This window comes from Antribacter gilvus (assembly GCF_003946865.1).
Lineage (GTDB): Bacteria > Actinomycetota > Actinomycetes > Actinomycetales > Cellulomonadaceae > Antribacter > Antribacter gilvus.
This window is the reverse complement of the sequence record NZ_QXTH01000014.1, coordinates 54,799-80,003: the sequence shown is the minus strand read 5'-3', so window position 1 is coordinate 80,003 and position 25,205 is coordinate 54,799. Positions and strand designations below refer to the sequence as shown.

Sequence of the window (25,205 nt, the reverse complement as noted above, 5' to 3'; positions counted from 1 at the left end):
CTGTAGGCGCGTCATGTTTCCCCGGGCTACCGCCGCGCCGCTGTCAGGAGCCGCCGTCAGGAGCCGCTGTCAGGAGCCGAGCTCGACGACCTTCTTCTGGAAGCCCAGCGCCACCTTCTGGAGCGACTCGAGCGGCGTCTGCTCGTTGTGGTGGCTGATCTGACGCAGCATCGAGCCGGAGGACGCCAGCAGGGCGACCATCACGTCCCGGGCGTCGTCCCGCGTCGTGAGCGCCTCGCGGAGGAGGTCCTGGACGAGCGGCGACCGCAGCCCGTCCTCCTCCGGATCCAGGAGCGCGGTGAGAAGTGCGATCGACAACGAGCTGCCCCGGACGCTTGCCATGGTCGACTCCCCTGTGGTCGGTGCCCCGAGCCGGCCACCCAGGTGCCGGCTGACGACGTCAACGCCGGGCGCGCACCCCCTGTGCGTGTCCCGGCTGTGACGACTTGTCTACCGCACGACGGGCCGTAACGCAGCCTGAGCCCACGATGTGTCGGTGTGACGCCACCGGAGGTTCGACCCCTGGTCAGGCCGTCAGGTGGCGCGCCACCCACGCCTCACGCACGGCACGTGCCGCGCGCGACACCGCGGCGTCCGGGACGAGCGCGTCGAAGGCGTGGTAACCGCCCGGCCAGACGTGCAGCTCGCAGTCCCCGCCCGCGGCCCAGATGGCCGACGCGTAGGCCACGGCCTCGTCGCGGAACACCTCGGCGGAGCCCACGTCGACGAAGGTGGGCGGGAGGCCGCTCAGGTCCGTGGCGCGGATCGGTGCGGCGTAGGGCGACACGTCGTCGGTGCCGTAGCGGTGGCCGAGGAGCGCGCCCCAGCCGGTGCGGTTGCTCACGCGGTCCCACACGCCCACGCCGTCGAACTGCAGGGTCGAGACGGTGGCGTCCCGGTCGTCGAGCATCGGGCACACGAGCAGCTGCGCGGCCACCGCCGGTCCCTGGCGGTCGCGCGCGAGGAGCGTCGTGCCCGCGGCGAGTCCGCCGCCCGCGCTGCCCCCGGACACCATCAGGCGGTCCGGGTCGAAGCCCAGCCCGGCGGCCTGCGCGGCGAACCACACGAGGCCCGCGTAGCAGTCCTCGACCGGGACCGGGTCCGGGTGCTCGGGCGCCAGCCGGTAGTCCACGGTGGCGCACACCGCCCCGTACCGCTCGGCCCAGTCGGCCAGCTCGGCCAGCCCGCCGAGCCTGCTCCCCGTGACCATCCCGCCGCCGTGGATCGAGTAGACGGCGGGGGCCGGGGCGTCCCGGTCCGTGCGGGCGGCGGGGTCCGTCGGGCGCACCACCGAGATCACGATCTCACCGCCCTCGTAGCCGGGCACCACGTGGTCCGTGAGCTCGACGGCGCGCCCCGCGAGGACCTGGTCGACGGGGGTCGGGGCCGACGCCGCGCGCTGGGCCGGGATCTGCTCGGGCAGCAGGGGCTCCTGCAGCCCGGGGAACACCTCCAGCGCCGCGGTGAGGAAGTCGGCAAGCTCGGGGTCGAACGGGGGGCGGGGGACGGCGGGCATCGACGCTCCTTCGCGTGTGGTCGGACCGCAGTACCCTATCCGGTCCCGGGCGTGGTCGAGGGGGCCGTCCGGTGGTTACCGGTCGACCCCCTCGGTGTGCGGCGCGGTCAGTCGGGCTGGCCGTGTCGTCGTGCCCAGGTGAGCAGGCCGAGGCCGGTGAGGAGGCCGAGGGCGGCGAGGCCGATGAGGCCTTCGGTGCCGTTGGCGCCCGTCACGGGCAGCGGGGGCCTGGCGACCACCGGGGGCTTGGGTGCCGGAGGCTTGGCTGCCACGGGGCAGACCGCGTCGGCGCCGAAGGTGACCACGTAGGTCGCTGTGGGCGAGTGGGTGGTCCAGCCGGCCGGGAGCGTGCCCCAGGCGTAGCCGTCCATGAGGGTCGCGGTGATCGTCACGGACTGCCGTGCCTGGTAGGGGCCGTCAGGGCTGGCGGTGTAGGTGATGCCCGGGGTGGGCGCCACCGTCAGGACCTGCTTCGTGACCTTGCCGTCGACGCACTGCGACGGGGTCACGCTCGGGACCGCAGGTGAGGTCGGGAGGCACTCGACGTCGTCGAACACCACCTCGAAGGTGGCGACCGTCGGGGAGGCCTCGGACCAGCCCGCGGGCATGACGCCCCAGGCGAAGCCGTCGGCCAGGGTGGCCGTCACGACGACGGTGTCACCGGCGGCGTACGGGCCCTCGACGTCGACCGTGTAGGTGACGCCCTCGGTGGTGGCGAGCACCAGGGTGGGTGCCGTCACCGCGCCGTCGACGCAGACGGCCTGGGTGACCGTGGGCGCAACGGGCATGACCTCGGCGCACTCGACCTCGTCGAAGGTGACCTCGAACGTGGCGACCGTGAGAGAGACCTCGGTCCAGCCGTCGGGCAGCTCGCCCCAGGCGAAGCCGTCGGCCAGGGTGGCGGTGACCGTGACCGTCTGTCCGGGGGCGTACGGCCCCTCGGCACTGACGGTGTAGGTGATGCCCTCGGTCGTGGCGAGCACCAGGGTGGGTGCAGTGAGCTCGCCCGCGACGCAGACGGCCTGGGTGACCGTCGGCGGGGCGGGCATGACCTCGGCGCACTCGACCTCGTCGAAGGTGACCTCGAACGTGGCAACCGTGAGAGAGACCTCGGTCCAGCCCGCAGGCAGGATGCCCCAGGCGAAGCCGTCGGCGAGGGTGGCCGTGACGACGACCGTGTCACCGGCGGCGTACGGGCCCTCCGGCTCCACCGTGTAGGTGATGCCCGCGGTGACCGCGACCACCAGGGTGGACGGGGTGACGGTGCCGCCTACGCAGACAGCCTGCGCGAGGACCGGCGAGACGGGCGCGATCTCGATGCACGCCACGTCGTCGAACACCACCTCGAAGGTGGCGACCGTCGGGGAGACCTCGGTCCAGCCTGCGGGCATGACGCCCCAGGCGAAGCCGTCGGCGAGGGTGGCCGTCACGACGACCGTGTCACCGGCGGCGTACGGGCCCTCGACGTCGACCGTGTAGGTGACGCCCTCGGTGGTGGCGAGCACCAGGGTGGGTGCCGTCACCGCGCCGTCGACGCAGACGGCCTGGGTGACCGTCGGCGGGGCGGGCATGACCTCGGCGCAGGCGACCGTGGCGAACGTCAGGTCGAACGTGGCGACCGTCGGCGAGACCTGGACCCAGCCCGTGGGCAGGGTGCCCCAGCCGAAGCTGTCGGCCAGTGTCGCGGTGACCGTGACCGTCTGTCCGGGGGCGTAGGGACCCTCGACGCTGACGGTGTAGGTGATGCCCTCGGTCGTGGCGAGCGCGAGGGTGGGTGCGGTGAGCTCGCCCGCGACACACACGGCCTGGGTGACCGTGGGCGCGGCCGGGACCGCATCGATGCAGGCCACCTGCGCGAACGTCACCGCGTAGGTGGCGACGGTCGGGGAGACCTCCATCCAGCCCTCGGGCAGGACGCCCCAGGCGAAGCCGTCGGCGAGGGTGGCCGTGACGGTCACCGACTGGCCCGCGACGTAGGGCCCCTCGGGGGCGACGGTGTAGGTGACGCCCTCGGTCGTGGCGAGACCGAGGGTAGGTGCCGTCACGACGCCGCCCACGCAGACAGCCTGCGTGAGGGTCGGCGCGACGGGTACGACGTCGACACAGGCGACGTCGTCGAACATCACCTCGAAGGTGGCGACCGTCGGGGAGACCTCGGTCCAGCCCGCGGGCATGACGCCCCAGGCGAAGCCGTCGGCGAGCGTGGCGGTCACGGTGACCGAGCCGCCGGCGGCGTACGGGCCGGCGTCACTCACGGTGTAGGTGACGCCCGTGGTCGTGGCGAGCGCGAGGGTGGGTGCGGTGAGCTCGCCGCTCACGCAGACGGCCTGGGTGACCGTCGGCGCGGCCGGCATGACCTCGGCGCACGCGACCTCGTCGAACGTCACCTGGAACGTGGCCTCCGTCAGGGAGACCTCGACCCAGCCGGTAGGCAGGTCGCCCCAGGCGTAGCCGTTGGAGAGGGTCGCCGTGACGGTGACCGTCTGCCCGGGGGCGTACGGCCCCTCGACCACGGAGTAGGCGATGCCCGACGTCATGGCGAGTACGAGCGTCGGTGCGGTGAGCTCGCCGCCCACGCAGACGGCCTGGGTGACCATCGGTGCGGCCGGGACGACCTCGACGCAGGCCACCTGCGCGAACGTCACCGCGTAGGTGGCGACGGTCGGGGAGACCTCGACCCAGCCTGCGGGCATCTCGCCCCAGGCGAAGCCGTCGGCGAGGGTGGCCGTGACGGTGACCGACTGGCCCGCCACGTAGGGACCTCCGGGGGCGACGGTGTAGGTGACGCCCTCCGTCGTGGCGAGCGCGATCGTGGGGGCTGTGACGGCGCCGTCGACGCAGACCGCTTCGGTCACTGTCGGTGGGACCGGCACCGCCTCGACGCACACCACCACGGCGAAGGTGACCTCGAACGTGGCGACGGTGAGCGAGACCTCGGCCCAGCCCGTGGGCAGCTCGCCCCAGGCATAGCCGTCGGCGAGGGTGGCGGTCACCGTGACGGTGTCACCGGGGGCGTAGGGCCCCTCGGGGGCGACGGTGTACGCGATGCCCTCGGTGGTGGCGAGCGCGATCGTCGGCGCGGTGAGCTCGCCCGCGACGCAGACGGCCTGGGTGACCGTGGGCGCGGCCGGGACCGCCTCGATGCAGGCCACCACGGCGAAGGTGACCCCGAACGTGGCAACGGTCGGGGAGACCTCGGTCCAGCCCTCGGGCATGGCGCCCCAGGCGAAGCCGTCGGTGAGGGTGGCCGTCACGGTGACCGCCTGGCCGCCGGCGTAGGGGCCCTCGGCGCTGACGGTGTAGGTGACGCCCTCGGTGGTGGCGAGCGCGATCGTCGGAGCGGTCAGCGCGCCGTCGACGCAGACGGCTTCGGTCACTGTCGGCGGGACCGGCATGACCTCGGTGCACGCCACCTCGTCGAAGGTGACCTCGAAGGTGGCTTCTGTCGGAGAGATCTCGGTCCAGCCCTCGGGCATGGCACCCCAGGCGTAGCCGGCGGCGAGGGTGGCCGTCACGGTGACGGTGTCACCGGGGGCGTACGGCCCCTCGACGTCCACCGTGTAGGTGACGCCCTCGGTGGTGGCGAGCGCGAGCGACGGCGCGGTGAGCTCGCCCGCGACGCAGACGGCCTGGGTGACGGTCGGCCCCGCCGGAGCGACCTCGATGCACGCGACGTCGTCGAACGTCACCGCGAACGTGGCGCTCGTCGGGGACGCCTCGGTCCAGCCTGTGGGCATGGTGCCCCAGGTGTAGCCGTCGGCCAGGGTCGCTGTCACGGTGACGGACTGGCCTGCGGTGTACGGGCCGGCGGGGTCGGCCGTGTAGGTGATGCCGTCGCCGTTGGGCGGGAGGGTCAGGGCCGGCGGCGTGAGCTGGCCACCCACACAGACGGCCTGGGTGACGGTCGGGTCCACGGGCGTGGTCTCGACGCAGGACACGTCCTCGAAGGTCACCGCGAAGGTGGCGACGGTGGAAGAGCCCTGGGTCCATCCCGGGGGCATGGCACCCCAGAAGAACCCGTCGGACAGGGTGGCCGTCACGGTGACGGACTGGCCCGCGGTGTACGGGCCGGCGGGGTCGGCCGTGTAGGTGATGCCGTCGCCGTCCGGCGGGAGGGTCAGGGTCGGGGGTGTGAGCACGCCGTCGGCACAGACGGCCTGGGTGACGGTCGGGTTGTCCGGCGTCGTCTCGACGCAGGAGACCTGGTCGAACGTCACAGCGAAGGTGGCGACGGTGGGGGAGGCGACCACCCAGCCCGCGGGCAGGTCGCCCCAGGTGAAGCCGGTTCCCGTGATCGTCGCGGTGACCGTGACCGGCTGGCCGGCGGTGTACGGGCCCGCGGGGCTGACGGAATAGGTGATGCCTGCGCCGTTCGGCGGCAAAGTGAGGGTCGGTGCTGTCAGCTGGCCGCCGACGCACGTCGCCTGCGTGACCGTGGGGTTCACCGGCACGGTGGTGACGAGGACGGCGTTCGCGAAGAGCGGCACGGTCTGGAGGCCGTTGCCGGTGTTCGACGTCGTCCCGGTGCTCTGGGTGACGACGATGCCGTGGTTCGCCGCGTGAAGGTTGCCCGAGATGGATCCCGGCGGATTCCCGCAGGTGAGGGTCGCGTGGTATTCGACCACGATCGTCTCGCCCGCCTCGACGTCGGTGACCGTGCTGATCAGCGCGATCTGGCCGTCGGAGTAGGTGCCGGAGGCGAACGTGCCCGCGATGGCCTCCTCGCCGTCGCTGACGTACCCGGAGTCACCGAACGCGAGGAAGGCAGTCACCTGGGTGATCCCCACCTGGTCGTTGGCGCCGAACGTGGTGTCGAACCGCGTCTCGACGGTGAACGTCGACTCGCCCGTCGGCGCCGTGCTGCTGACCGGGATGATCTGGAAGTAGACGATCGTGTCGCCGCACTCGAAGAACCTGTTCTGCGAGTTCGCGGTGAGCTGCGTCTGGACGCTCGAGCTGTCCGCCGAACCGGGGTTCGCCGTCGTGTAGGTGTCCGGGTGGGCCGCGCGGAAGATCGGGTTCGTGATGTTCCCGGCCGACGGGCCGGGGCCCGGGACGTCGATCATCGGGACGATCGGCGCGGCGGCCGCTGCGGGCTCCTCTGCCGGTGCAGGCTCCTCTGCCTGCTCGACGGCGGCCTTCTTCTCGGCGGGCGCCGCCGGGTCTACAGGTACGGGACCTGGTTCAGGCGCGGGCTCGGGTTCGACGACGGCCGGTGGCGCGGGCGCGGGCTCCTCGGCGGGCGCGGGCTCAGGTGCCGGTTCTGGGGCCGGTTCCTGGGCGGGCTCTACGGGAGCCTCTTCGGTCGTGGATTCCTGGGTGGTGGTGGAGTCCTCTGCGGTGAGGCTCTCCGTCATCGGCTCGACGACGGCTGCGCCGTCGGACGCCTCGTCGGCCGTGGCGGCCCCCAAGGTGAGCCCGCCGGCCGTCGTCGAGAGGGTGGCTGCCAGACACGCGCCCAGCAGCCTCCTTCCCCAGTCCTTCCGGGCGCGGGTGCGCCCGTGCTTCATGGTGTGCATGACAATGCCCCCAGCTGACGCAAGGGGGTCGGTGCTCGATTGTGCCCCGATGGAAGCCCCCATGGCGCCACATTCGACGGTGGCACTTGTCAAGCAGCACGGGACATTCGAGGGAAGGTGAATAAGCAGGAGAGAGGGTTTCTCGGCCCTTGAGCGCCATTCTGAAGGGTGATTACACAATGCCCTCATCAAGTGAAGGAAATTCGCGCGAATTTCTTCGATGCCCGGGTGCATGACGGAGGGGGCCGACCGGTGGTTTCCGGTCGGCCCCCTCGGTCACGACGGGGTCAGCTGGCCTGGCCGCGTCGTCGTGCCCAGGTGAGCAGGCCCACGCCGGTGAGGAGGCCGAGGGCGGCGAGGCCGATGAGGCCTTCGACACCGTTGGCGCCCGTCACGGGCAGCGGGGGCCTGGCGACCGGGGGCTTGGCTGCCGGAGGGCAGACCGCGTCGGCGCCGAAGGTGACCACGTAGGTCGCCGTCGGCGAGTTCGTGGTCCAACCTGCGGGCAGGGTGCCCCAGGCGTAGCCGTCCATCAGCGTGGCGGTGATGGTGACGCTCTGTCCGGCCCGGTACGGGCCGTCAGGGCTGGCGGTGTAGGTGATGCCCGGGGTGGGCGCCACCGTGAGGACCTGCTGGGTGACCTTTCCGTCCACGCACTGCGACGGCGCGACCTTCGGGACCGCAGGTGAGGTCGGGATGCACTCGACGTCGTCGAACGTCAGCGCGTACGTGGCGACGCTGGGCGAGTCCATGACCCAGCCTGCAGGCATCTCGCCCCAGGAGAAGCCGTCGGCCAGCGTTGCGACGACCGTCACGGACTGGCCCGCGACGAACGGGCCCGCCGGCTCGACCGTGTAGGTGACGCCCTCGGTCGTGGCGAACGCGATCGTGGGTGCGGTGAGCTCGCCGCCCACGCAGACGGCCTGGGTGACCGTCGGAGCGACCGGCATGACCTCGACGCACGCGACCTCGTCGAACGTGACCTCGAACTCGGCCTCGGTCGGGGAGATCTCGACCCAGCCTGCGGGCATCTCGCCCCAGGCGAAGCCGTCGGCGAGGGTGGCGGTGACGGTGACCGTCTGTCCGGGGGCGTACGGGCCCTCGACGTCGACCGTGTAGGTGATGCCCTCGGTCGTGGCGAACGCGATCGTGGGCGCGGTGAGCTCGCCTGCGACGCAGACGGCCTGGGTGACCGTGGGCGCGACGGGCATGACCTCGGCGCACTCGACCTCGTCGAAGGTGACCTCGAACGTGGCGACGGTGAGCGAGACCTCGGTCCAGCCCGTGGGCATGGTGCCCCAGGCGAAGCCGTCGGCGAGGGTGGCGGTGACGGTGACCGTCTGCCCGGGGGCGTACGGGCCCTCGACGCTGACGGTGTAGGTGATGCCCTCGGTCGTGGCGAGCGTCAGGGTGGGTGCGGTGAGCTCGCCGCCCACGCAGACGGCCTGGGTGACGGTCGGAGCGACCGGAGCGACCTCGACGCACGCGACCTCGTCGAACGTCACCTCGAAGGTGGCGACCGTCGAGGAGACCTCGACCCAGCCCGCGGGCATGACGCCCCAGGCGAAGCCGTCGGCGAGGGTGGCGGTGACGGTGACCGTCTGCCCGGGGACGTAGGGGCCCTCGACGTCGACGGTGTAGGTGATGCCCTCGGTCGTGGCGAGCGTCAGGGTGGGTGCGGTGAGCTCGCCGCCCACGCACACGGCCTCGGTGACGGTCGGAGCGACCGGCACGACCTCGACACACGTCACGTTGTCGAACACGACCTCGAACTCGGCGGTGGTCGGGGAGGTGACGACCCACCCTGCGGGCAACTCGCTCCCCCAGATGAAGCCTGCGCCGGTGATGGTGGCAGTGACCGTGACGGTGTCGCCGGCGGTGTACGGGCCGGCCGGGTCCACGGAGTACGTGATGCCGCCGCCGTTCGGCGGCAGGGTGAGGGTGGGCGCCGTGACGACCCCACCCACGCAGACGGCCTGGGTGACGGTCGGGTTCACGGGAACCGTGGTGACGAGCACCGCGTTGGCGAAGAGCGGCACGGTCTGGACGCCGTGGCCGGTGTCCGACGTGGCGCCGGTGCTCTGGGTGACTTCGATGCCGTAGTTGCCCACGTGAAGGTTGCCCGTGACGTTCCCGGGCGGGTTCCCGCAGGTGAGAGTGGCGTGGTACTCGACGACGATGGTCTCGCCCGCCTCGACGTCGGTGACCGTGCTGAAGAGCGTCATCACGCCGTCGGACCAGGTGCCCGACGCGGCCGTGCCGATGATGGTCTCCTCACCATCGCTGACATAGTTCGAGTCGGTGAAGGCGAGGAAGGCAGTCACCTCGGTGATGCCCACCTGGTCGTTGGCGCCGAACCTCGTGTCGAAGCGGGTCTCGAGGGTGATCGTGGACTCGCCGGTCGGCGCGGTCCCGCTGATCGGGATGATCTGGTAGTAGACGATCGTGTCGCCACACACGAACGGGCGGGTAGCGCTCGTGAGCTGCGTGACGACGTTGCTGCTGTCCGCCGCGCCGACGGTCGCCGTGGTGTAGCTGTTCGGGTGCGCTGCCCGGAAGATCGGGTTGGTGACGTCTCCAGCGTCCGGCCCGGGGCCAGGGACGTCGACGAGGATGCCCACGCCGGCGTCGGCCTCGGACGCGGGATCTGTCTCGATGGCCTCCTTCTGGGCAGGCGCCTTCTCGGCAGGTGCCTGCTCAGCAGGCGCCTGGTCCGCGGGTGCCAGCTCCGCGGGTGCCAGCCCCGGCTCCGGCGCAATCTTCGGCGGGTCGCTGGCGGGTGGCTCGGCCGTCTCCGTCTCGGGTGCCGATTCCTCGGCGGGCTCCTCGGCGGCGAGGTCCTCCGTCGTGACGGCGTCGGCGGCGGCCCCGGTCTCGGTCGTCGGCTCGACGACGGCTGTGTCGCCGACCGCCTCGTCCGCGATGGCGGCGCCGATCGTCAGCCCGCCGGCCGTGGTGGCCAGAGTCGCCGCCAGACACGCGCCCAGCAGCCTCCCGCCCCATGCAGATGTCATTCCCCGGGCGCGAGTACGCCCATGTCTCGTCTGGTGCATGACGACCCCCAGCTATGACGATGAGGGGGTCGGTGCTGCGACATGTGCCCCGATGGAAGCCCCCACATCTCCACATTCGACGGTGGCACCTGCATGTGAAGTGGGCCCTGCCCAGCGAGGGTGAATAACCCCGAAAAAGCGCTTCCGGGTCCGGAATGAGAGCATTTATCTCGGGTGAACTCCGGAAGGGATCCATCATGAAAAAAAATTCACAAGCGAAAGATCCGGTTTGTCCACTGAGGGCCTTTAGGTGGGGTCCGGCTCGTCCTCCGCACGCAGGCGAGGCTCGGTGCGAAGCGCGGGGTTCCAGCCGGACTTGTCGGCGTAGAACGCCCGGACCACGTCCATGTCCGCCCGGACGTCTCCGGTGATCTCGATCGTGGGGCCCAGGCCGGTCGTCATCGTCGTCCGGTCCACGTAGCCGAGGGTCACCGGCACGCCCGCCTCGCGAGCGATCCGGTAGAAGCCCGACTTCCAGTAGGAGCCTGAGCCGCGGGTGCCCTCCGGTGTCACGACGAGATGGAACACCTCGCCGCGGCGTACCCGCTCGAGCACGTCCTCGACCACCGTGCTGGGGTCGCGGCGGTCGACGGGGATGCCGCCGAGCTTCCGCATGAGCGGTCCGCGCCACCCCGTGAAGAGGGTGTGCTTGCCGAGCCAGCGGATAGGTACCTCGAGCTCCCACGCGATCGCCAGCATGACCACGAAGTCCCAGTTGGACGTGTGCGGGGCACCGATGAGGAGGCCCGCACGGTGGGGGGCCGGCTCGCTGCGGAGCTCCCAGCCGCTGAAGCGCCAGAAGAGGCGCGCGAGGGCGCGCCGGATCGTTCGGGACATCACCCGAGTCTAGGACCTCTGTCCTCGCTACACTGCGCCCGCCCGATGTCTCCACCCGGCTCCGAGGAGAGCGCAACACATGACGTATATGGCTGACGGACCGAGGTCCGGACGGGCGACGGGGAGAGCTCTGGCGGGGCTGGGCGGGGTGGCGATCGTCCTGGCGTCGATGCTCGGCGCGCTGCCCGCTGTCGCCGACGAGGGGATCTCGGAGACGTCGCACAACCGCTTCGTCTACGACGCCGCGGGTGGCGTGGTCCAGGCGACCGTGACGACGACGATCCGGAACGACACGCCGGACAGGGTGACCGCCACCGGCGTCCAGTACTTCTACTGGGACGCGTACGGGATCCAGGTCCCTGCCAGCGCCACCGACGTGCGGGCGACGAGCGGCGGAGCGAACCTGCCGGTCGCGCTGGAGCCCACCGAGGACCCGCACATCTCCTTGGCGACCGTCTCCTTCTCGGCCCTGCTGTACGGCCGGACCCGGACGATCGAGTGGGCCTATGCGATCCCCGGCGACCCGATCCGGTCGGAGGGGTACACCCGGGTGGGCCCCGGGTACGCGACGTTCGCCGCGCAGGGCGTCGGCGATCCCGGGCAGGTCACCGTCGAGGTCGTGGTTCCCGAGTCCATGTCCTTCGAGAGCACCGCGGGCGGTTTCATCGAGACAGCGGCGGACGGCGTCGTCACCCACACGTCGACCATCAACACCGACGAGTACGGGATCTGGGCCTTCGTGTCCGCACGCGACCCGGAACAGGTCGACAAGCACACCGTCGAGGCGGGTCCTGCCAGTCTCACGCTCCTGAGCTTTCCCGGGGACACCGAGTGGGCGAGCTTTGCCACCGAGCGGCTGACGACCGGCCTGCCTGTCGTCGAGGAGGTCCTGGGTCGTCCCTGGCCGGGCGGACTGAAGACCATCCGCGAGGACGTCTCGCCCGAGGTCCTGGGGTATGCCTGGTTCGACCCGGAGGCCGACGAGATCATCGTCTCGGAGGACCTTGACGACGCGACGTTCTTCCACGAGCTGACACACGTCTGGATCAACACCGAGAGCGTCTCGGGCCGCTGGCTCTCCGAGGGCCTCACGGACGTCGTCGCCCACCGGGTCGTCGGCAAGATCGGCGGCACCCCCGCGCCGCCCGCCGCGCCCGACCGTCAGGGCGCCGGAGCGCTCGCGCTGACCGGGTGGAGCGACGCCCACTTCGGCGATCACGAGGCCGAGGACTACGCCTACGCCGCGTCCCACACGGTGGTGGCGGAGCTCGTCGGAGACCTTGACGACGCCGCCTTCACGGCGATCGCGTCGGCGGCCCTGGCGGGCGAGAGCGCCTATGAGGCCCCGGGGGCGAAGAGCGGCCGAGGGACCACCGACTGGCGGCGGTTCCTCGACCTCGTCGAGGTCCGCGGCGGTGTCCCGGGTGCCACAGACGTCTACCGCGCCTGGGTCGTGAGCCCCGAGCAGGTGACGAGCCTCGACGAGCGAGCCGTCGCACGCGAGGGTTACGTCGCGGTCGACACGGCCGACGGCGAGTGGCTCCCGCCCTCGGGGTTGCGCTCGGCGATGACCGGCTGGAGCTTCGACACCGCCGGCGAGATCACTGCCGCGGTCGGGACGGCCGCTGCGGACGCCGGAGCAGTCCAGGTCGCGGCACAGGCCGTGGGCCTCCCGGCGCCGGCGGCCCTGCGCACGGCGTACGAGACCGCCGACCAGGACGGCGAGTACGCCGCGCTCGTGACCAGGCTGCCGCGTGCCGTCGAGGTCGTCGAGCTCGTGGGCGAGGCCTCGAGTGCGGTGGCCGCCGAGCGTGACCCGTTCTCCGAGCTGGGCGAGCTCGTGCTCGACGCGGACACGCTGGCCGGCGAGGCGCGCGCGGACCTCCACGCGGGTCACCTCGAGACCGCGGCGGACCTCGCGGACGCGACATCCGGCCGGGTCGGGCTGGCCCCGTGGGTCGGGGTGGGCGTGATCCTGCTCGCCCTCGCCGCCCTGGCCGGCGGCACGCTCCTGGTGCTGCGCCAGGTGCGGGCACGACGGCGCCGCGTGGCGGAGCCCGCGGCCCCCGAGGAGCTCGTGGAGCGGCTCGAGGAGGGCGAGGTGCCCGAGGAGCTGCCTGAGGAGGCGCCTCAGGCTGCGGAGGCGCCCGACCAGGCGCCCGACCAGGCGCCCGACCAGGCGCCCGACCAGGCGCCCGACGAGAAGCCCGACGAGGCCCCCAAGGAGACATGACATCACCTGGTGTTGCGATGACACCACTCGTGATGTCATGATGGCGTCATGGACCTCTCGCACTATGTCGACGACCTGCAGCACCGGCTGGCCACCGCGGCCGAGGCCGGGGGTGAGGACGCCCGTCAGCTGGCACAGCGGCTGACGGCGCCGCTCGACGCCGCGGTGCGGCTCGTGCTGCTCGACGCGCTCTCGGCCGCTGCGGGCGAGATCTCGGCCGAGCTCGCGCCCGGCTCGGTCGACATGCGCCTCCGCGGCGGCGACCCGGAGTTCGTCGTCGCCGCGCCCGCCGCCGTCGTCGACCCGGGCGCGGCGGCGGGCGGCTCGACGACGGCTGCCGCCGGCCCGCCGGCCCTGCCGGTCAGCGAGGCCGACGGCGCCACGACCCGTACCACCCTGCGCCTGCCCGACCACCTCAAGGTGCAGGTCGAGGTGGCGGCCGCCCGGGACGGCATCTCGGTCAACACGTGGCTGGTACGGGCCGTGGCGGCCGCGCTCGAGCAGCCCACCGGTGGCCCCGCCCCCACGGCTCGCCCCGAGCCGCGGAGCGCCAACCGCCACACGGGCTGGGTGCGCTGACCTGCCCTCCGTGGGTGGCGCCGCGGCGCCGCCCGTCCGACCTGCTCTCACCACCGCCTTGGAGGACCTCGTGCCCAGCTTCCCCGCCCCCACGCCCGTCCCTGTCGTCGTGGACGTGCCCTTCGGCAACCTGCACGTCATCGCCGGAGAGCGGGACGACGTCGTCGTCACCGTCCTGCCCGCCGACCCGGCCAAGTCGGGCTCTGTTCGCGCCGCCGAGGAGACGCGCGTGGCGCGGGACGGCGACGCCGTCACGATCATCTACCCGGCCGCCTGGAAGCAGTACGTCCTGCCCTTCGCGGCCGGTGGTGCCAAGGTCACCATCGAGCTCCCGGCCGGCTCGGACCTGAGCGGCAAGGCCGGCTCGTTGTATGCGGAGGGCAGGCTCGGGTCGGTCGATCTCACCCTCAACGGCGGCGACGCCCGTGTCGACGAGGCGGACCGTCTCGACCTCAAGGTCTCGGCCGGGTCGGTCATCGTCGGCCGGACCACGGGCGCCACCTCCGTCAAGGCGAGCGCGGGCTCCGTGCGGATCACCGAGGTTGCCGGCGACGCCACCGTCCGTGCGGCGAACGGGACCACGACCGTCGGCTCCGTCACGGGATCGCTGAACGTCGTGGGGGCGCATGCCGACATCTCCGTGGGCCGTGTCACCGGCACCGTCACAGCCAAGGCCGCGTCGGGCGGCATCCGCGTCGACCGCGTCGAGTCCGGCGCGGTGACACTCACCACGTCCTACGGGACCATCGAGGTCGACGTGCCCGAGGGCACCGCCGCCTGGCTCGACGTCTCGTCCGAGCGCGGGACCGTCCGCAACCAGCTGACCCCGGCCGCCGGCCCCGTCGACGACGAGGCCACCGCCGAGATCCATGCCAGCACCGGGTGGGGCGACATCATCGTCCGCCGCCCCTGACGTCTCGGGCGGGGCCACCTGTCCACGGTCTGTCGGGGACAATGGGCGAGAGCAATGTCTGCCGAGACGAGGAGTCCTAGGTGCCCGAGGGAACTGTCCGATGGTTCGACGCCGACCGAGGGTTCGGCTTCATCGACCTCGGGAACGAGGCCGAGGACCTGTTCGTGCATGCGTCCGAGATCGTCGGCGACGACGGACCGAAGCTTCTCCGCGAGGGGCAGGTCGTCGAGTTCGAGGTGGGCGAGGGTGACCGCGGCCCGCAGGCGCGCCGCGTCCGGGTCACGGGCGACCGGGCCGCCGACGCGCCCGTGGGCGTGCTCGGTACCGTCAACTGGTACGAGCCGACCAAGGGATACGGCTTTGTCACGCCCGACGGCGGTCGCGTCGAGATCTTCGTGCACAGCTCGGCCATCGTCGGGGGCGGTGTGATCTCCGAGGGGCAGCGGGTGGCGTTCCTCGTCGTCGAGGGGGAGAGGGGCCCGCAGGCGGACCACCTGCTACCGCTCGGGGCGGAGGCTGCACAGCCGGCGTCCGACGGCGCGGACGGCACCGTGTCCTGGTACGACGACACCAAGGGTTTCGGGTTTATCGCTCCCGACTCGGGTGGCGAGGACGTCTTCGTCCACGTCAAGGCGCTCGGCTCGGGGATGACCGAGCTCTCCGAGGGTGCACGCGTGACGTATGACGTCGTCGACGGCGAGAAGGGGCCGAATGCCCGCAACGTGCAGCTGGTGCGCGGCTCCGGGAGTGCGCGTGCGGCCACGGACCGCGGTCGGCCGAGCCGGCCCGCGGCATCCGGCGGGCCTGTGCGCGGAGGCGAGGGCATCGTCGCGCGCTACGACGCGGAGCGCGGTTTCGGCTTCATCACCCCCGATGCCGGGGGTGTGGACCTGTTCGTGCACGTGTCGGTCGTGCGAGGCGCCGAGGTCCTGGAGGAGGGTGACCGGGTCCGCTTCAAGGTGCGTCAGAGCGACCGGGGACCGCAGGCCGACAGCGTCGAGCTGTTGTGAGCTAGCCCCAGGGTCCTGGGAACCAGTGCGTCCTCTGTGACGTTGAGCGGAGCGGGCTCAACTTTGGCCCTGCGGGCTTGCATCGGCGGGCGCCGCGACCTAAGTTGAGTGCAGCAGACTCAACCTGTCGTACGGAGGCAGAGAACCATGGCACGTGCAGTCGGGATCGACCTCGGAACCACCAACTCGGTGGTCGCCGTCCTGGAGGGCGGCGAGCCCACCGTCATCGCCAACGCGGAGGGCTCGCGGACCACCCCGTCGGTGGTCGCGTTCTCCAAGACTGGCGAGGTCCTCGTGGGTGAGGTCGCCAAGCGTCAGGCGGTGACCAACGTCGACCGCACCATCTCCTCGGTCAAGCGCCACATGGGCACTGACTGGAACACGGACATCGACGACAAGAAGTACACGCCGCAGGAGATCTCCGCCCGGATCCTGGGCAAGCTCAAGCGCGACGCGGAGGAGTACCTGGGCGAGCCGGTCACCGACGCGGTGGTCACGGTTCCCGCGTACTTCAACGACGCCGAGCGTCAGGCCACGAAGGACGCCGGGCAGATCGCCGGCCTCAACGTCCTGCGCATCGTGAACGAGCCCACGGCCGCCGCCCTGGCGTACGGCCTGGACAAGGGCAAGGAGGACGAGCTCATCCTTGTCTTCGACCTCGGTGGCGGCACGTTCGACGTCTCGCTGCTCGAGGTGGGCAAGGACGAGGACGACTTCTCGACCATCCAGGTGCGTGCCACCTCCGGCGACAACCGCCTGGGTGGGGACGACTGGGACAACTGCATCGTCGAGTACCTCATCAAGCAGGTGAAGAACTCGTCGGGCGTGGACCTCTCCAAGGACAAGATCGCGCTGCAGCGTCTGCGCGAGGCCGCGGAGCAGGCCAAGAAGGAGCTCTCGTCCGCGACGAGCACCAGCATCTCGATGCAGTACCTCTCGATGAGCGAGAACGGCCCCATCCACCTGGACGAGAAGCTCACGCGCGCTCAGTTCCAGCAGATGACGCAGGACCTCCTCGACCGCACCAAGGGTCCGTTCCACGCTGTGATCCGTGACGCCGGCATCTCGGTGTCCGACATCGACCACGTGGTGCTCGTGGGTGGATCCACCCGCATGCCCGCCGTGACCGAGGTCGTCAGGGAGCTCACCGGCGGCAAGGAGCCGAACAAGGGCGTGAACCCGGACGAGGTCGTGGCTGTCGGCGCGGCGCTCCAGGCGGGCGTCATCAAGGGTGACCGCAAGGACATCCTGCTCATCGACGTCACCCCGCTCTCGCTCGGTATCGAGACCAAGGGCGGCGTGATGACCAAGCTCATCGAGCGCAACACCGCCATCCCGACCAAGCGCAGCGAGATCTTCTCGACGGCGGAGGACAACCAGCCGTCGGTGGCGATCCAGGTGTTCCAGGGCGAGCGTGAGTTCACCCGGGACAACAAGCCGCTGGGCACGTTCGAGCTCACGGGGATCGCTCCGGCCCCGCGCGGCATGCCGCAGATCGAGGTCACCTTCGACATCGACGCGAACGGCATCGTGCACGTGTCGGCGAAGGACCGCGGCACGGGCAAGGAGCAGCGGATGACGATCACTGGCGGCTCAGCCCTCCCCAAGGAGGACATCGAGCGCATGATCAAGGACGCCGAGGCGCACGCTGCGGAGGACAAGCAGCGCCGCGAGGAGGCGGAGACCCGCAACCAGGCCGAGTCGTTCGCGTACTCCATGGAGAAGCAGATCGCGGACAACCGCGACAAGCTCCCGGCTGACGTGGTGACCGAGGTCGAGGCGGACATCGCCGGCGTGAAGTCCGCGCTCGAGGGCGAGGACGCCGGTGCCGTGAAGACCGCGTACGAGAAGCTCGGCGCGTCGTCGCAGAAGATCGGCCAGGCGCTCTACGCTTCGGCCGACGCCCAGCCGGAGCCCGCAGCGGCAGGTGGCCCCACGGCCAGCGCCCAGTCGGCGCCCTCGGACGAGGACGTCGTGGATGCCGAGATCGTCGATGACGAGGACGACCGCAAGTGACGGACAAGAACCCGCAGGACGTCCCGGAGCCGGAGGGCTCCGAGGAGCCTCCCTTCCACTTCACCGACAAGCGCAAGGTGAACCCGGAGACGGGTGCGCCGGCCGCGCCGGGGTCCGGCACGCAGCCGGCCGGCACGCCTGGCGAGAGGTCCGGGGACCCGCTCGAGGCGCTCGACTTCGAGCCGTCGGCCGAGGCGGGCGGCGATGCCGCCCTCCTCGCGGCCAAGGCCGAGGCGGCGGAGCACCTCGACGCGCTGCAGCGTGAGCGGGCCACCTTCGTCAACTACCGCAACCGTGCCCTCCGCGACCAGGAGGCAGCGCGTGACCGGGGCGTCCAGGACGTCCTGGCGGCGCTGCTCCCGGTGCTCGACGACGTCGAGCGGGCTCGTCAGGCCGCTGAGCTGAGCGGCCCGATGGCGGCGATCGCGGAGAAGCTGGACCAGGCGCTCGCCAGGTTTGGCGTCGAGCGGTTCGGTCAGGTGGGCGAGGAGTTCGATCCCCAGGTCCACGACGCGCTGATGCACTCCACCGCGGAGGACGCCACGGCCACCACCGTGAACCTCGTGGTCGAGCCGGGCTACCGGATCGGCGACAAGGTGGTCCGGGCGGCGCGCGTGGGCGTCGTCGGCCCCGAGTAGCGGGAGGAGGCGTCGTGACCGGTCAGGACTGGATGGAGAAGGACTTCTACACCGTTCTCGGCGTCGCCAAGGACGCCGATGACGCGACCATCAAGAAGGCGTACCGCAAGCTCGCGCGGCAGCACCACCCGGACCAGAACCAGGGTGACGACGCCGCGGAGGCGAGGTTCAAGGCCATCGGGGAGGCGTACGCCGTCCTCTCGGACCCGGAGCAGCGGCGTCAGTACGACGCCGTCCGGGCCATGGCCGGCGGTGCGCGGTTCTCCGCCGGCCCCGGCGGGGCCGGCGGCACCGCCGGCTTCGAGGACATCTTCGGCTCGATGTTCGGCGGCGGCGCACCGGGCGGGTCGCGCGTCCGGTACTCGCAGACCGGCCCGGGCGCCGCGGGCGCGGGCGGGTTCGAGGACCTGCTGGGCGCGATGTTCGGCGGTGCCGCGCGCCCGCAGGCCGGGTACGGCCCGGGTACGGGCTTCACCGCGCCCCAGAAGGGAGCCGACGTGGTTGCAGAGACCACGCTGCCCTTCCGGGCTGCGGTGGAGGGCTCCACGGTCGAGTTGGTGGTCGACGGCCGCAAGGTGACCACGCGGATCCCCGCAGGCGTCAACGACGGCAAGAAGCTGCGCATCCCCGGCAAGGGGCGACAGGGCCAGGGCGGCGGGCCGGCCGGCGACCTCGTGGTCACCGTGCACGTGGCGCCCCACCCGGTCTACACGCTCGACGGCGCCAACCTGCGCATGACGGTACCCCTCACGTTCGCGGAGGCGGCGCTCGGTACCACGGTCGAGGTACCGACGCTGGCCGGGGAGACGGTGCGCCTCAAGGTTCCGGCGGGCACGCCGTCCGGCCGGGTCCTCCGGCTGAAGGGACGGGGCGTCACCACGGCCCGGGAGACGGGCGACCTGCTGGTGACGGTCCAGGTCGTCGTGCCGCAGAAGCTGAGCCGCAAGGCGCGGGAGGCCCTCGAGACCTTCGCTGCCGAGAGCGACGGCCAGGACGTGCGGGCGGACCTCGCCCAGCGTGCCGCGGAGTAGATCGATGATCACCGACGACTCGCCCGTGCTGACGGTGTCGCAGGCCGCGCAGCTCGCCGGTATGCATCCGCAGACCCTCCGGCAGTACGACCGCCTGGGCATCGTCACGCCGCGCCGCACGGTGGGGCGGGGGCGCCGCTACTCCCGGCGGGACGTGGCCCGGCTGCTGCAGGTCCAGCGGCTGGCGCAGGTCGAGGGCATCAACCTCGCCGGGATCAAGCGCATCCTCGACCTCGAGGAGCATGTCTCGGTCCTGGAGCACCGGCTCGAGGAGCTGCTCGCGCAGGCTCAGCAGTCGGGCAGGGTCTTCGCCGCCGCGACCAGCGGGGACGTGATCGTGGTGCCACGAGGGCGCCGGGTACGCCGCACCGACCTGCGGATCGACGTCGACCACCGTGCCGTGGACCGTGCCGACACGGCCGGCGCCCTGGTGCTGTGGCGGCCCTCGCCGCCCCGCCAATGACCTCCGCCAATGCCCCCGCCGATGACTTTTCGGCATGCAATTCTTTCCTAATTCGACGCGGCCTTTACCTGAATTGAGGTAAGGTATTCCTTGCTGTACGCGAACGGATTCCCGGAATATCGTGGTGGTATTCCGCAGGGATCAGCAGCGAGGAGTCGAACCATGAGTGCACTGATGGAGATGCCCGAGGTTGCCGAGTGCTCGGTCGACGGTTGCGGGTACAACCACGACCACGGATGCCACGCCGGCGCCGTCACGATCGCCGGTCACGTGGGCGACGCGAGCTGCGCCACCTTCATCCCGCTCACCACGAAGGGTGGGCTCGAGAAGGTGATCGCCCACGTCGGCGCGTGCCAGCGAGGCGAGTGCGTGCACAACAGCTCGCTCGAGTGCGCGGCTCCCTCGATCCGCGTCGGCGCGGGGCCCGACAACGCCGACCACGCGGACTGCCTCACCTTCGCGCCGCGCTGAGACAGCGCTCCGCGCCGCGCTGAGTCAGCGGCCGAGCTGGTCCAGCAGCATGAGCGCGTCGTCGTGCGAGTCCGGCAGGCGCTCCACCCACACGCGGGTGGGGCGCCGCAGCTCTGCGGTGAGCCCGAGCACCTCCGCGTTCTTCTCCACGACGCGGCGCAACGACTGACCGAGCTGTGCCGTCGCAGGCCCGCGCTCGCAGAGGACCACAAACGTGGCGTCGCCGACCGCCGCCATCGGGTGGCCGTCGCCGAAGACCTGCTGCAGGGTGCGCCCGATCGCCGCGGACCGCGCCGACCGCTGCCAGGTGTCCAGGCTCTCCAGCCCGACGTCGAGCACGAGGAGGCAATGGGTCGACGTCACGTCGGACCCGTTCCGCGACGCCACGCCATACGTTTCCCGCAGCCGTTCGCCGAGGTACTCGTTGGTCGGCAGCCCTGTCGCAGGGTCGTGGCACATCACCTGGAACGGCACGCGCTCGTGCTCCTCGACCCAGCCGATCGCCACCGCGCGGATCGCTGTCGCGTCCACCGGGATGCCCACCGTCGTGTAGAGGCACGCCACGTCGTCCATCGCCTCGGCGATCCCGACGCCCACACCGGCGCGCGCCGATCCGAGGCGCTCGCCTGCTGGGGCGACCGACCGACCATCCGTCAGTGCCTCCGCGAACGCGTCGACGGCTGCGTGATACCAGTCGCCCGGCCGTAGCCACACGGCGGCGAGGCTCGCTGCGCGCCAGCGTTCGCGCAGGTCGCTGATGCCGGGCTCTGTGCCCTGCTGCGGCTTGCTCATAATGAGAGGACTCCCACGGGAGTACATCATGACGCAGGTTTACGCCGAGTGTGCGGCAGTTCACCCGATCTCATCCGGCGGATTCACCCTCTACCAAAGCGCTGGGCGCGGCCTATAGTCAGGGGCTAGAGTCTGAGTGCCCGGATTTCCGGGATCACCCGCCATTCACGGGCCGTCGCCATGGGCGGCGAGGTAGTGGGGAAGACGTGGCAGAAGTCGACAGCGGTGCGGGGAATTCCCCCAGCGACGCCGAGCTCATCCTGAGGGTCCGAGACGGGGACCGGGACGCTTTCGGCGCGCTCTACAGCCGTCACGTCCAGGCGACCCGCCAGGTTGCCCGCTGTCTCGTCGCACCGTCGGATGTCGAAGAGGTCGTGTCCGACTCCTTCGAGAGCACCTTCCAGACTCTCCTCCGCGGCAAGGGCCCGGACCTCAACTTCCGCGGTTACATCCTGACGGTCGTGCGCAACACGGCCACCACGCTGGCCCGCGGCGTCCGGCGTACCCGTCCCACGGCCGACGACGAGCTGGAGCACGCGCTCGGCCGTCTCGCGTCCGACGAGGACCCGGCACTGGCCGGCTTCGAGCGCACTGTCGTCTTCCGCGCGTACCTCAAGCTGCCCGAGCGATACCGCATGGTGCTCCACTACGCGCTCGTCGAGGAGCACAGGCCCGCGCAGATCGCCCCGCTCCTCGGCCTCTCGCCCAACGGCGTCTCCGCTCTCCTGTACCGGGCGAAGGAGGCTCTCCGCGCCGGCTACCTGCAGCAGCACCTGTCGCACGCCCCGTCCGCCGCCTGCCGTGAGGTGAACAGGTCTCTCGGCGAATACGTCCGAGACAGCCTCTCGAAGCGCGAGAAGGCCAAGGTGGACGACCACCTGACCGGCTGCGGCACGTGCAGCGCCCTGGTCCTCGAGCTGCACGACGTCGCCCACGGCATGAAGTGCGTCGTCGCGCCCCTGATGCTCGGGGTCGCGGGTCTCGGCCTGGTGGGCGTCGCCCTCCCGATCGGCGGTACGGGCACGGCGGTCCTGCTGAAGGCGGGCTATGCGGCAGCGGCGGCAAAGGCGGGGACGACGACGGTCCTCACCTCCTCCGCAGGTTCCGTCGCCTCCGGCAGCGCGGTCGGTACTGGCGCGGTCACCACGAGCGCGACGACTGCGAGCACTGTCGGTGCCGGCGCGGGAACCGTGACCAGCACCGCCGTCGGCACGGTGAGCACCGTGACCAGCACGGCGGGCACGTCGATCGGCGGCGGCTCGGTGGGCAGCGGCGTCACGGCGGCCGCCTCGACTGCCGCCTCGACCGCCGCGACCACGAGCACTGTCGCGGGTGTCGCGGCGGGTGCCACGGGCGCGCTCACGTCGACCGGCATGGCAGCCGGCGCCATCACCGCTGCGACCGTCGGTGTCGCCGCGGTGCTTCAGGTCCTCGCCCCCATGGCACAGGCCGAACGGTTCAACCTGGGGCTGTCGGCGGGCAGCGTCCTGGTGGCCGACGCGCCGGCCTCCGACGCGCTCGACGAGGTCCCGGACGTCCTGGACCCCACGTCGGCCACGAACTTGCTGGTCCCCATGCCGGCACCCGAACCGGCGAAGCTCGGTGTGGCGCTCTCCGACCCCACCACGGTGCTCCAGCCGCGTGTCGGGCAGGACATCGTCCTCACCCTGTCCAACTCGGGTGGCAGGGATGCGGCTGAGACAGTCGTCCGCCTGACCCTTCCCGACGGCCTGACGGCCCGGTTCGCCCAGGCGCCGTTCGGCGCGGGCGTCGGCTCGTCCGCCGGGTCGAGCACCGACGCCGCGGCGCCCACCACAGAGCCGGCGACCACCACCGAGGCGGCTGCCACCACCGGGACCGCTGCCACCACCACCGCTGCCACCACCGACGTCCGCGAGGAGGGCACGACGGAAGCCGCGTCGGGAGTCGGCGCCGGCGACACGGCGGGCGACATCGCGGGCGACGCTGCCGTCATGGGTCCGCCGATCACGGCGAACAGGTTCGCCTGCGGGCCGGCCGACGGCGGCTCCTCGAACACGGTCCTCTGCGAGCTCGGTACCGTCGCGGCCGGCACGACCCAGCGGGTCGTCGTGGGAGTGCAGGCGCAGTCGGGCGGCGTCTACCCGATCTCCGCGGAGGTGTGGGCCGCCGGTGTGAAGAGCGCGGGCGTGGAGCTCGCGGCAGCCGAGGTGGCCCCCTACGGCGCCGAGCTCTCCGCGCACGTGGACGGCACCGACATCGCGAACCCGGGATCCACCGTGGTGGGGGTCGAGGTCGCCAACACCGGTGACCTGACGGCGCCCGCCGGCTGGTCCGTGGACGTCACCCTGCCTGCGGGCGTGACGCCGGCCGCGTCCCAGTCCGCCCTCTCGTGCGCGAGCCATGGGTCGGCGTCCAACGCCTGGCACTGCTCGCCGCTGCCGCCCGGGGACGGGACGGCCGGAGATCTGATGCAGGGCGAGCGTCGCCGGCTGCCGCTGGCGGTCGTCGCCGACGGGACGGCACCCGGGACGACGTCGGGCGCCGTGGCGGTCACGCCTGTGCTGCCCGGTTCGGCCAAGGTGCTCCAGGCCTCCGGACCGGTGAGCGTTGCGCAGTCCTGGGCCGGGGCGGTCCAGGGAGCGGGGTCCCTCGACGCGCAGTGCCTGGCGACAGGCGGGACCGCCGTCGCGCAGTCCGCGGTGACGGGCACGTACACGAACCGCACCGCCCAGACGGTGTCCGTGACGCTCGAGGCCGCCGGCACCGCCGTGGCCTCGGCGCACGCCGTGAGGCCCGGTGAGCAGGTGCTCCTCCAGGTTCCGGACGGTCTGCGGGTGCCCGCCGGACCGGGTGCCTACGTCCTCTCAGCGGTCGTGGACGGACGCACCTACACCACGCGCGTGCCCGCCGGGACGCACCCCGCCCGTGACTGCTACGCGCCTTCCTGGGACGTTGCCGTCGCGGCACGAACCGTGAACGTGAACGGTGCGGTCGGCGTCCGGGGCGACGTCACCAACCACACGGACGAGCCGGTCCAGGTCGTGATGGTCGTCCCGGCGGGCGGTACGACGCTCGAGTCGGGCCAGGTGACGATCGAGCCGGGCGCCACGGTGCCGCTCCAGGTGGCCACCGGCACCATGGACCTGGCGGCGGCTCAGGCGGCCTTCCGGCTCTCCCGCTGGACCACGGACTCCGACGGTGACCTGCCGACGCACCTGCTGACGGCGCCCGAGCCGCCCGTGGCCGACTACCCCGCGGCGGTGCTCGCGCCCGCTGCGGGAGCAGCTCAGCGCGTCGGGGAGTGCACGTACGACCCGGAGCGCGACTACTCCACCAGGACCTTCGCGGCGCCCGTCGACAACACGGGCTCCACCCTCCCTGTGGTGTTCTCAGCGGCGGGCGCCACGCTGTTCGTCCCGGCGGGCGAGAAGGCCACGCTCACGTTCACGGTGCCGTGGGGCACCGGCCAGGTCGACCTCACGGCGGACGGCAGGACGCTGGCCACGGAGGACGTGACGTTCCGGTCGTGCGCACGGATCGTGTGGCCCGAGTCGTCGGTGACGGTCACGCCGCTGGTGGAGTGCACGGACGGGACGGGTCGCATCGTGGCCGACGTCCACAACGCTGGGGCCCGCGCGTGGAACGGCCGGATGTACCGCACGTCCCGCTGGACGACCGGCACCACCGTCGAGATCCCCCCGGGCGGCACCGCGCGCCTCACCCTCGGTGACGACGTCGTCCCCGGCGGCAGGGTGACCGTGCGGCTGAACCGCGAGCTGGAGGGCCGGATCCACGCCGTGGAGCGCCGCCTCACCGTCGACGCAGTGGTGTGCCCGCCGCCCGCGCCGCCGACCCCGTCGCCGGAGCCCAGCCCCACGCACGCGCAGGTTCAGCCGCCGACGCAGGCTCCGCCGTCGACCCCGGGTACGAGCCAGGGCGGCCCGGCCCAGCCTGCGGCGACGACTGCTACGACCAACCAGGGCGACGCCGGCAGCCGCGACGCGGCACAGGCGGACCGGTCCGGGCGGGCGTCCGCCGAGTGCGCTGCGGTGACGGCGCCGTGGGCAGCCGTGGGCCGGTCAGGCCTGCGGACCGCCGGGCAGGACCTGTGGGCCTGGGCCGTAGCGGCCTGCGGGCCCAAGCAGTAGCCGA

The 25,205-nt window shown here is 71.9% G+C and carries 16 protein-coding genes; 10 read left to right on the top strand and 6 right to left on the bottom strand.

Features of this window, described 5'->3' with window-relative positions; translation table 11 throughout:
* Window positions 1-69 precede the first annotated feature (69 nt).
* The 5 genes from D1350_RS20490 to D1350_RS20470 all read right to left on the bottom strand — a co-directional run bounded on the left by D1350_RS20490 (window position 70) and on the right by D1350_RS20470 (window position 10,925).
* A complete protein-coding gene (locus D1350_RS20490; protein WP_125777903.1) occupies window positions 70-342 on the bottom strand; it encodes a hypothetical protein in 273 nt (90 codons plus the stop codon).
* A gap of 184 nt (window positions 343-526) precedes the next feature.
* A complete protein-coding gene (locus tag D1350_RS20485; RefSeq protein WP_125777902.1) occupies window positions 527-1,516 on the bottom strand; it encodes an alpha/beta hydrolase in 990 nt (329 codons plus the stop codon).
* Between the two features lie 107 nt (window positions 1,517-1,623).
* Window positions 1,624-7,035: an InlB B-repeat-containing protein gene (locus tag D1350_RS20480; RefSeq protein WP_125777901.1), complete on the bottom strand. Its 5,412-nt coding sequence runs from the start codon at window positions 7,033-7,035 to the stop codon at window positions 1,624-1,626.
* Window positions 7,036-7,322: 287 nt separating this feature from the next.
* Entirely contained in the window at window positions 7,323-10,049 is a 2,727-nt protein-coding gene (locus D1350_RS20475) for an InlB B-repeat-containing protein (protein ID WP_125777900.1), read from the bottom strand.
* Between the two features lie 285 nt (window positions 10,050-10,334).
* Window positions 10,335-10,925, bottom strand: a complete 591-nt coding sequence (locus tag D1350_RS20470; protein WP_206074617.1) for a 1-acyl-sn-glycerol-3-phosphate acyltransferase — start codon at window positions 10,923-10,925, stop codon at window positions 10,335-10,337.
* A gap of 79 nt (window positions 10,926-11,004) precedes the next feature.
* Here D1350_RS20470 and D1350_RS20465 point away from each other — a divergent pair, with 79 nt between their 5' ends.
* From D1350_RS20465 to D1350_RS20425, 9 genes are all read left to right on the top strand, one after another.
* On the top strand, window positions 11,005-13,158 hold the full coding sequence (locus tag D1350_RS20465) for a hypothetical protein (RefSeq protein ID WP_125777899.1): 2,154 nt from the start codon (window positions 11,005-11,007) through the stop codon (window positions 13,156-13,158).
* Window positions 13,159-13,206: 48 nt separating this feature from the next.
* Entirely contained in the window at window positions 13,207-13,737 is a 531-nt protein-coding gene (locus D1350_RS20460) for a histidine kinase (RefSeq protein ID WP_125777898.1), read from the top strand.
* 70 nt (window positions 13,738-13,807) lie between these two features.
* Window positions 13,808-14,650: a DUF4097 family beta strand repeat-containing protein gene (locus tag D1350_RS20455; RefSeq protein ID WP_125777897.1), complete on the top strand. Its 843-nt coding sequence runs from the start codon at window positions 13,808-13,810 to the stop codon at window positions 14,648-14,650.
* Between the two features lie 80 nt (window positions 14,651-14,730).
* Window positions 14,731-15,660, top strand: a complete 930-nt coding sequence (locus D1350_RS24785) for a cold-shock protein (protein WP_125777896.1) — start codon at window positions 14,731-14,733, stop codon at window positions 15,658-15,660.
* Between the two features lie 147 nt (window positions 15,661-15,807).
* Entirely contained in the window at window positions 15,808-17,676 is a 1,869-nt protein-coding gene (dnaK, locus tag D1350_RS20445) for a molecular chaperone DnaK (protein WP_125777895.1), read from the top strand.
* Window positions 17,673-18,314, top strand: coding sequence for a nucleotide exchange factor GrpE (gene grpE / locus D1350_RS20440; RefSeq protein ID WP_125777894.1), 642 nt, complete (start codon window positions 17,673-17,675; stop codon window positions 18,312-18,314). Before dnaK ends, grpE begins: the two co-directional genes overlap by 4 nt.
* Before the next feature lie 14 nt (window positions 18,315-18,328).
* Window positions 18,329-19,345, top strand: coding sequence for a DnaJ C-terminal domain-containing protein (locus D1350_RS20435; RefSeq protein WP_125777893.1), 1,017 nt, complete (start codon window positions 18,329-18,331; stop codon window positions 19,343-19,345).
* A gap of 4 nt (window positions 19,346-19,349) precedes the next feature.
* The gene (locus tag D1350_RS20430) at window positions 19,350-19,808 is read left to right on the top strand and encodes a heat shock protein transcriptional repressor HspR (RefSeq protein WP_125777892.1); all 459 of its coding nucleotides are present in this window, start codon (window positions 19,350-19,352) and stop codon (window positions 19,806-19,808) included.
* A gap of 162 nt (window positions 19,809-19,970) precedes the next feature.
* Complete coding sequence (locus tag D1350_RS20425) at window positions 19,971-20,279, top strand: DUF1540 domain-containing protein (protein ID WP_125777891.1); 309 nt, start codon at window positions 19,971-19,973, stop codon at window positions 20,277-20,279.
* A gap of 24 nt (window positions 20,280-20,303) precedes the next feature.
* Here the strand turns inward: D1350_RS20425 and D1350_RS20420 are convergent, their stop codons facing one another.
* A complete protein-coding gene (locus D1350_RS20420) occupies window positions 20,304-21,071 on the bottom strand; it encodes a nucleotidyl cyclase domain-containing protein (protein WP_125777890.1) in 768 nt (255 codons plus the stop codon).
* 50 nt (window positions 21,072-21,121) lie between these two features.
* Between D1350_RS20420 and D1350_RS20415 the strand changes: the two genes are divergently transcribed.
* A complete protein-coding gene (locus D1350_RS20415; protein ID WP_125777889.1) occupies window positions 21,122-25,201 on the top strand; it encodes a sigma-70 family RNA polymerase sigma factor in 4,080 nt (1,359 codons plus the stop codon).
* Window positions 25,202-25,205 lie beyond the last annotated feature (4 nt).

What these genes read in the sequence shown, in the direction of transcription:
- D1350_RS20490 (WP_125777903.1), bottom strand. Translation starts at nt 342, where the DNA reads ATGGCAAGCGTCCGGGGCAGCTCGTTGTCGATCGCACTTCTCACCGCG.
- D1350_RS20485 (WP_125777902.1), bottom strand. Translation starts at nt 1,516, where the DNA reads ATGCCCGCCGTCCCCCGCCCCCCGTTCGACCCCGAGCTTGCCGACTTC.
- D1350_RS20480 (WP_125777901.1), bottom strand. Translation starts at nt 7,035, where the DNA reads ATGCACACCATGAAGCACGGGCGCACCCGCGCCCGGAAGGACTGGGGA.
- D1350_RS20475 (WP_125777900.1), bottom strand. Translation starts at nt 10,049, where the DNA reads ATGACATCTGCATGGGGCGGGAGGCTGCTGGGCGCGTGTCTGGCGGCG.
- D1350_RS20470 (WP_206074617.1), bottom strand. Translation starts at nt 10,925, where the DNA reads ATGTCCCGAACGATCCGGCGCGCCCTCGCGCGCCTCTTCTGGCGCTTC.
- D1350_RS20465 (WP_125777899.1), top strand. Translation starts at nt 11,005, where the DNA reads ATGACGTATATGGCTGACGGACCGAGGTCCGGACGGGCGACGGGGAGA.
- D1350_RS20460 (WP_125777898.1), top strand. Translation starts at nt 13,207, where the DNA reads ATGGACCTCTCGCACTATGTCGACGACCTGCAGCACCGGCTGGCCACC.
- dnaK (WP_125777895.1), top strand. Translation starts at nt 15,808, where the DNA reads ATGGCACGTGCAGTCGGGATCGACCTCGGAACCACCAACTCGGTGGTC.
- D1350_RS20430 (WP_125777892.1), top strand. Translation starts at nt 19,350, where the DNA reads ATGATCACCGACGACTCGCCCGTGCTGACGGTGTCGCAGGCCGCGCAG.
- D1350_RS20425 (WP_125777891.1), top strand. Translation starts at nt 19,971, where the DNA reads ATGAGTGCACTGATGGAGATGCCCGAGGTTGCCGAGTGCTCGGTCGAC.
- D1350_RS20420 (WP_125777890.1), bottom strand. Translation starts at nt 21,071, where the DNA reads ATGAGCAAGCCGCAGCAGGGCACAGAGCCCGGCATCAGCGACCTGCGC.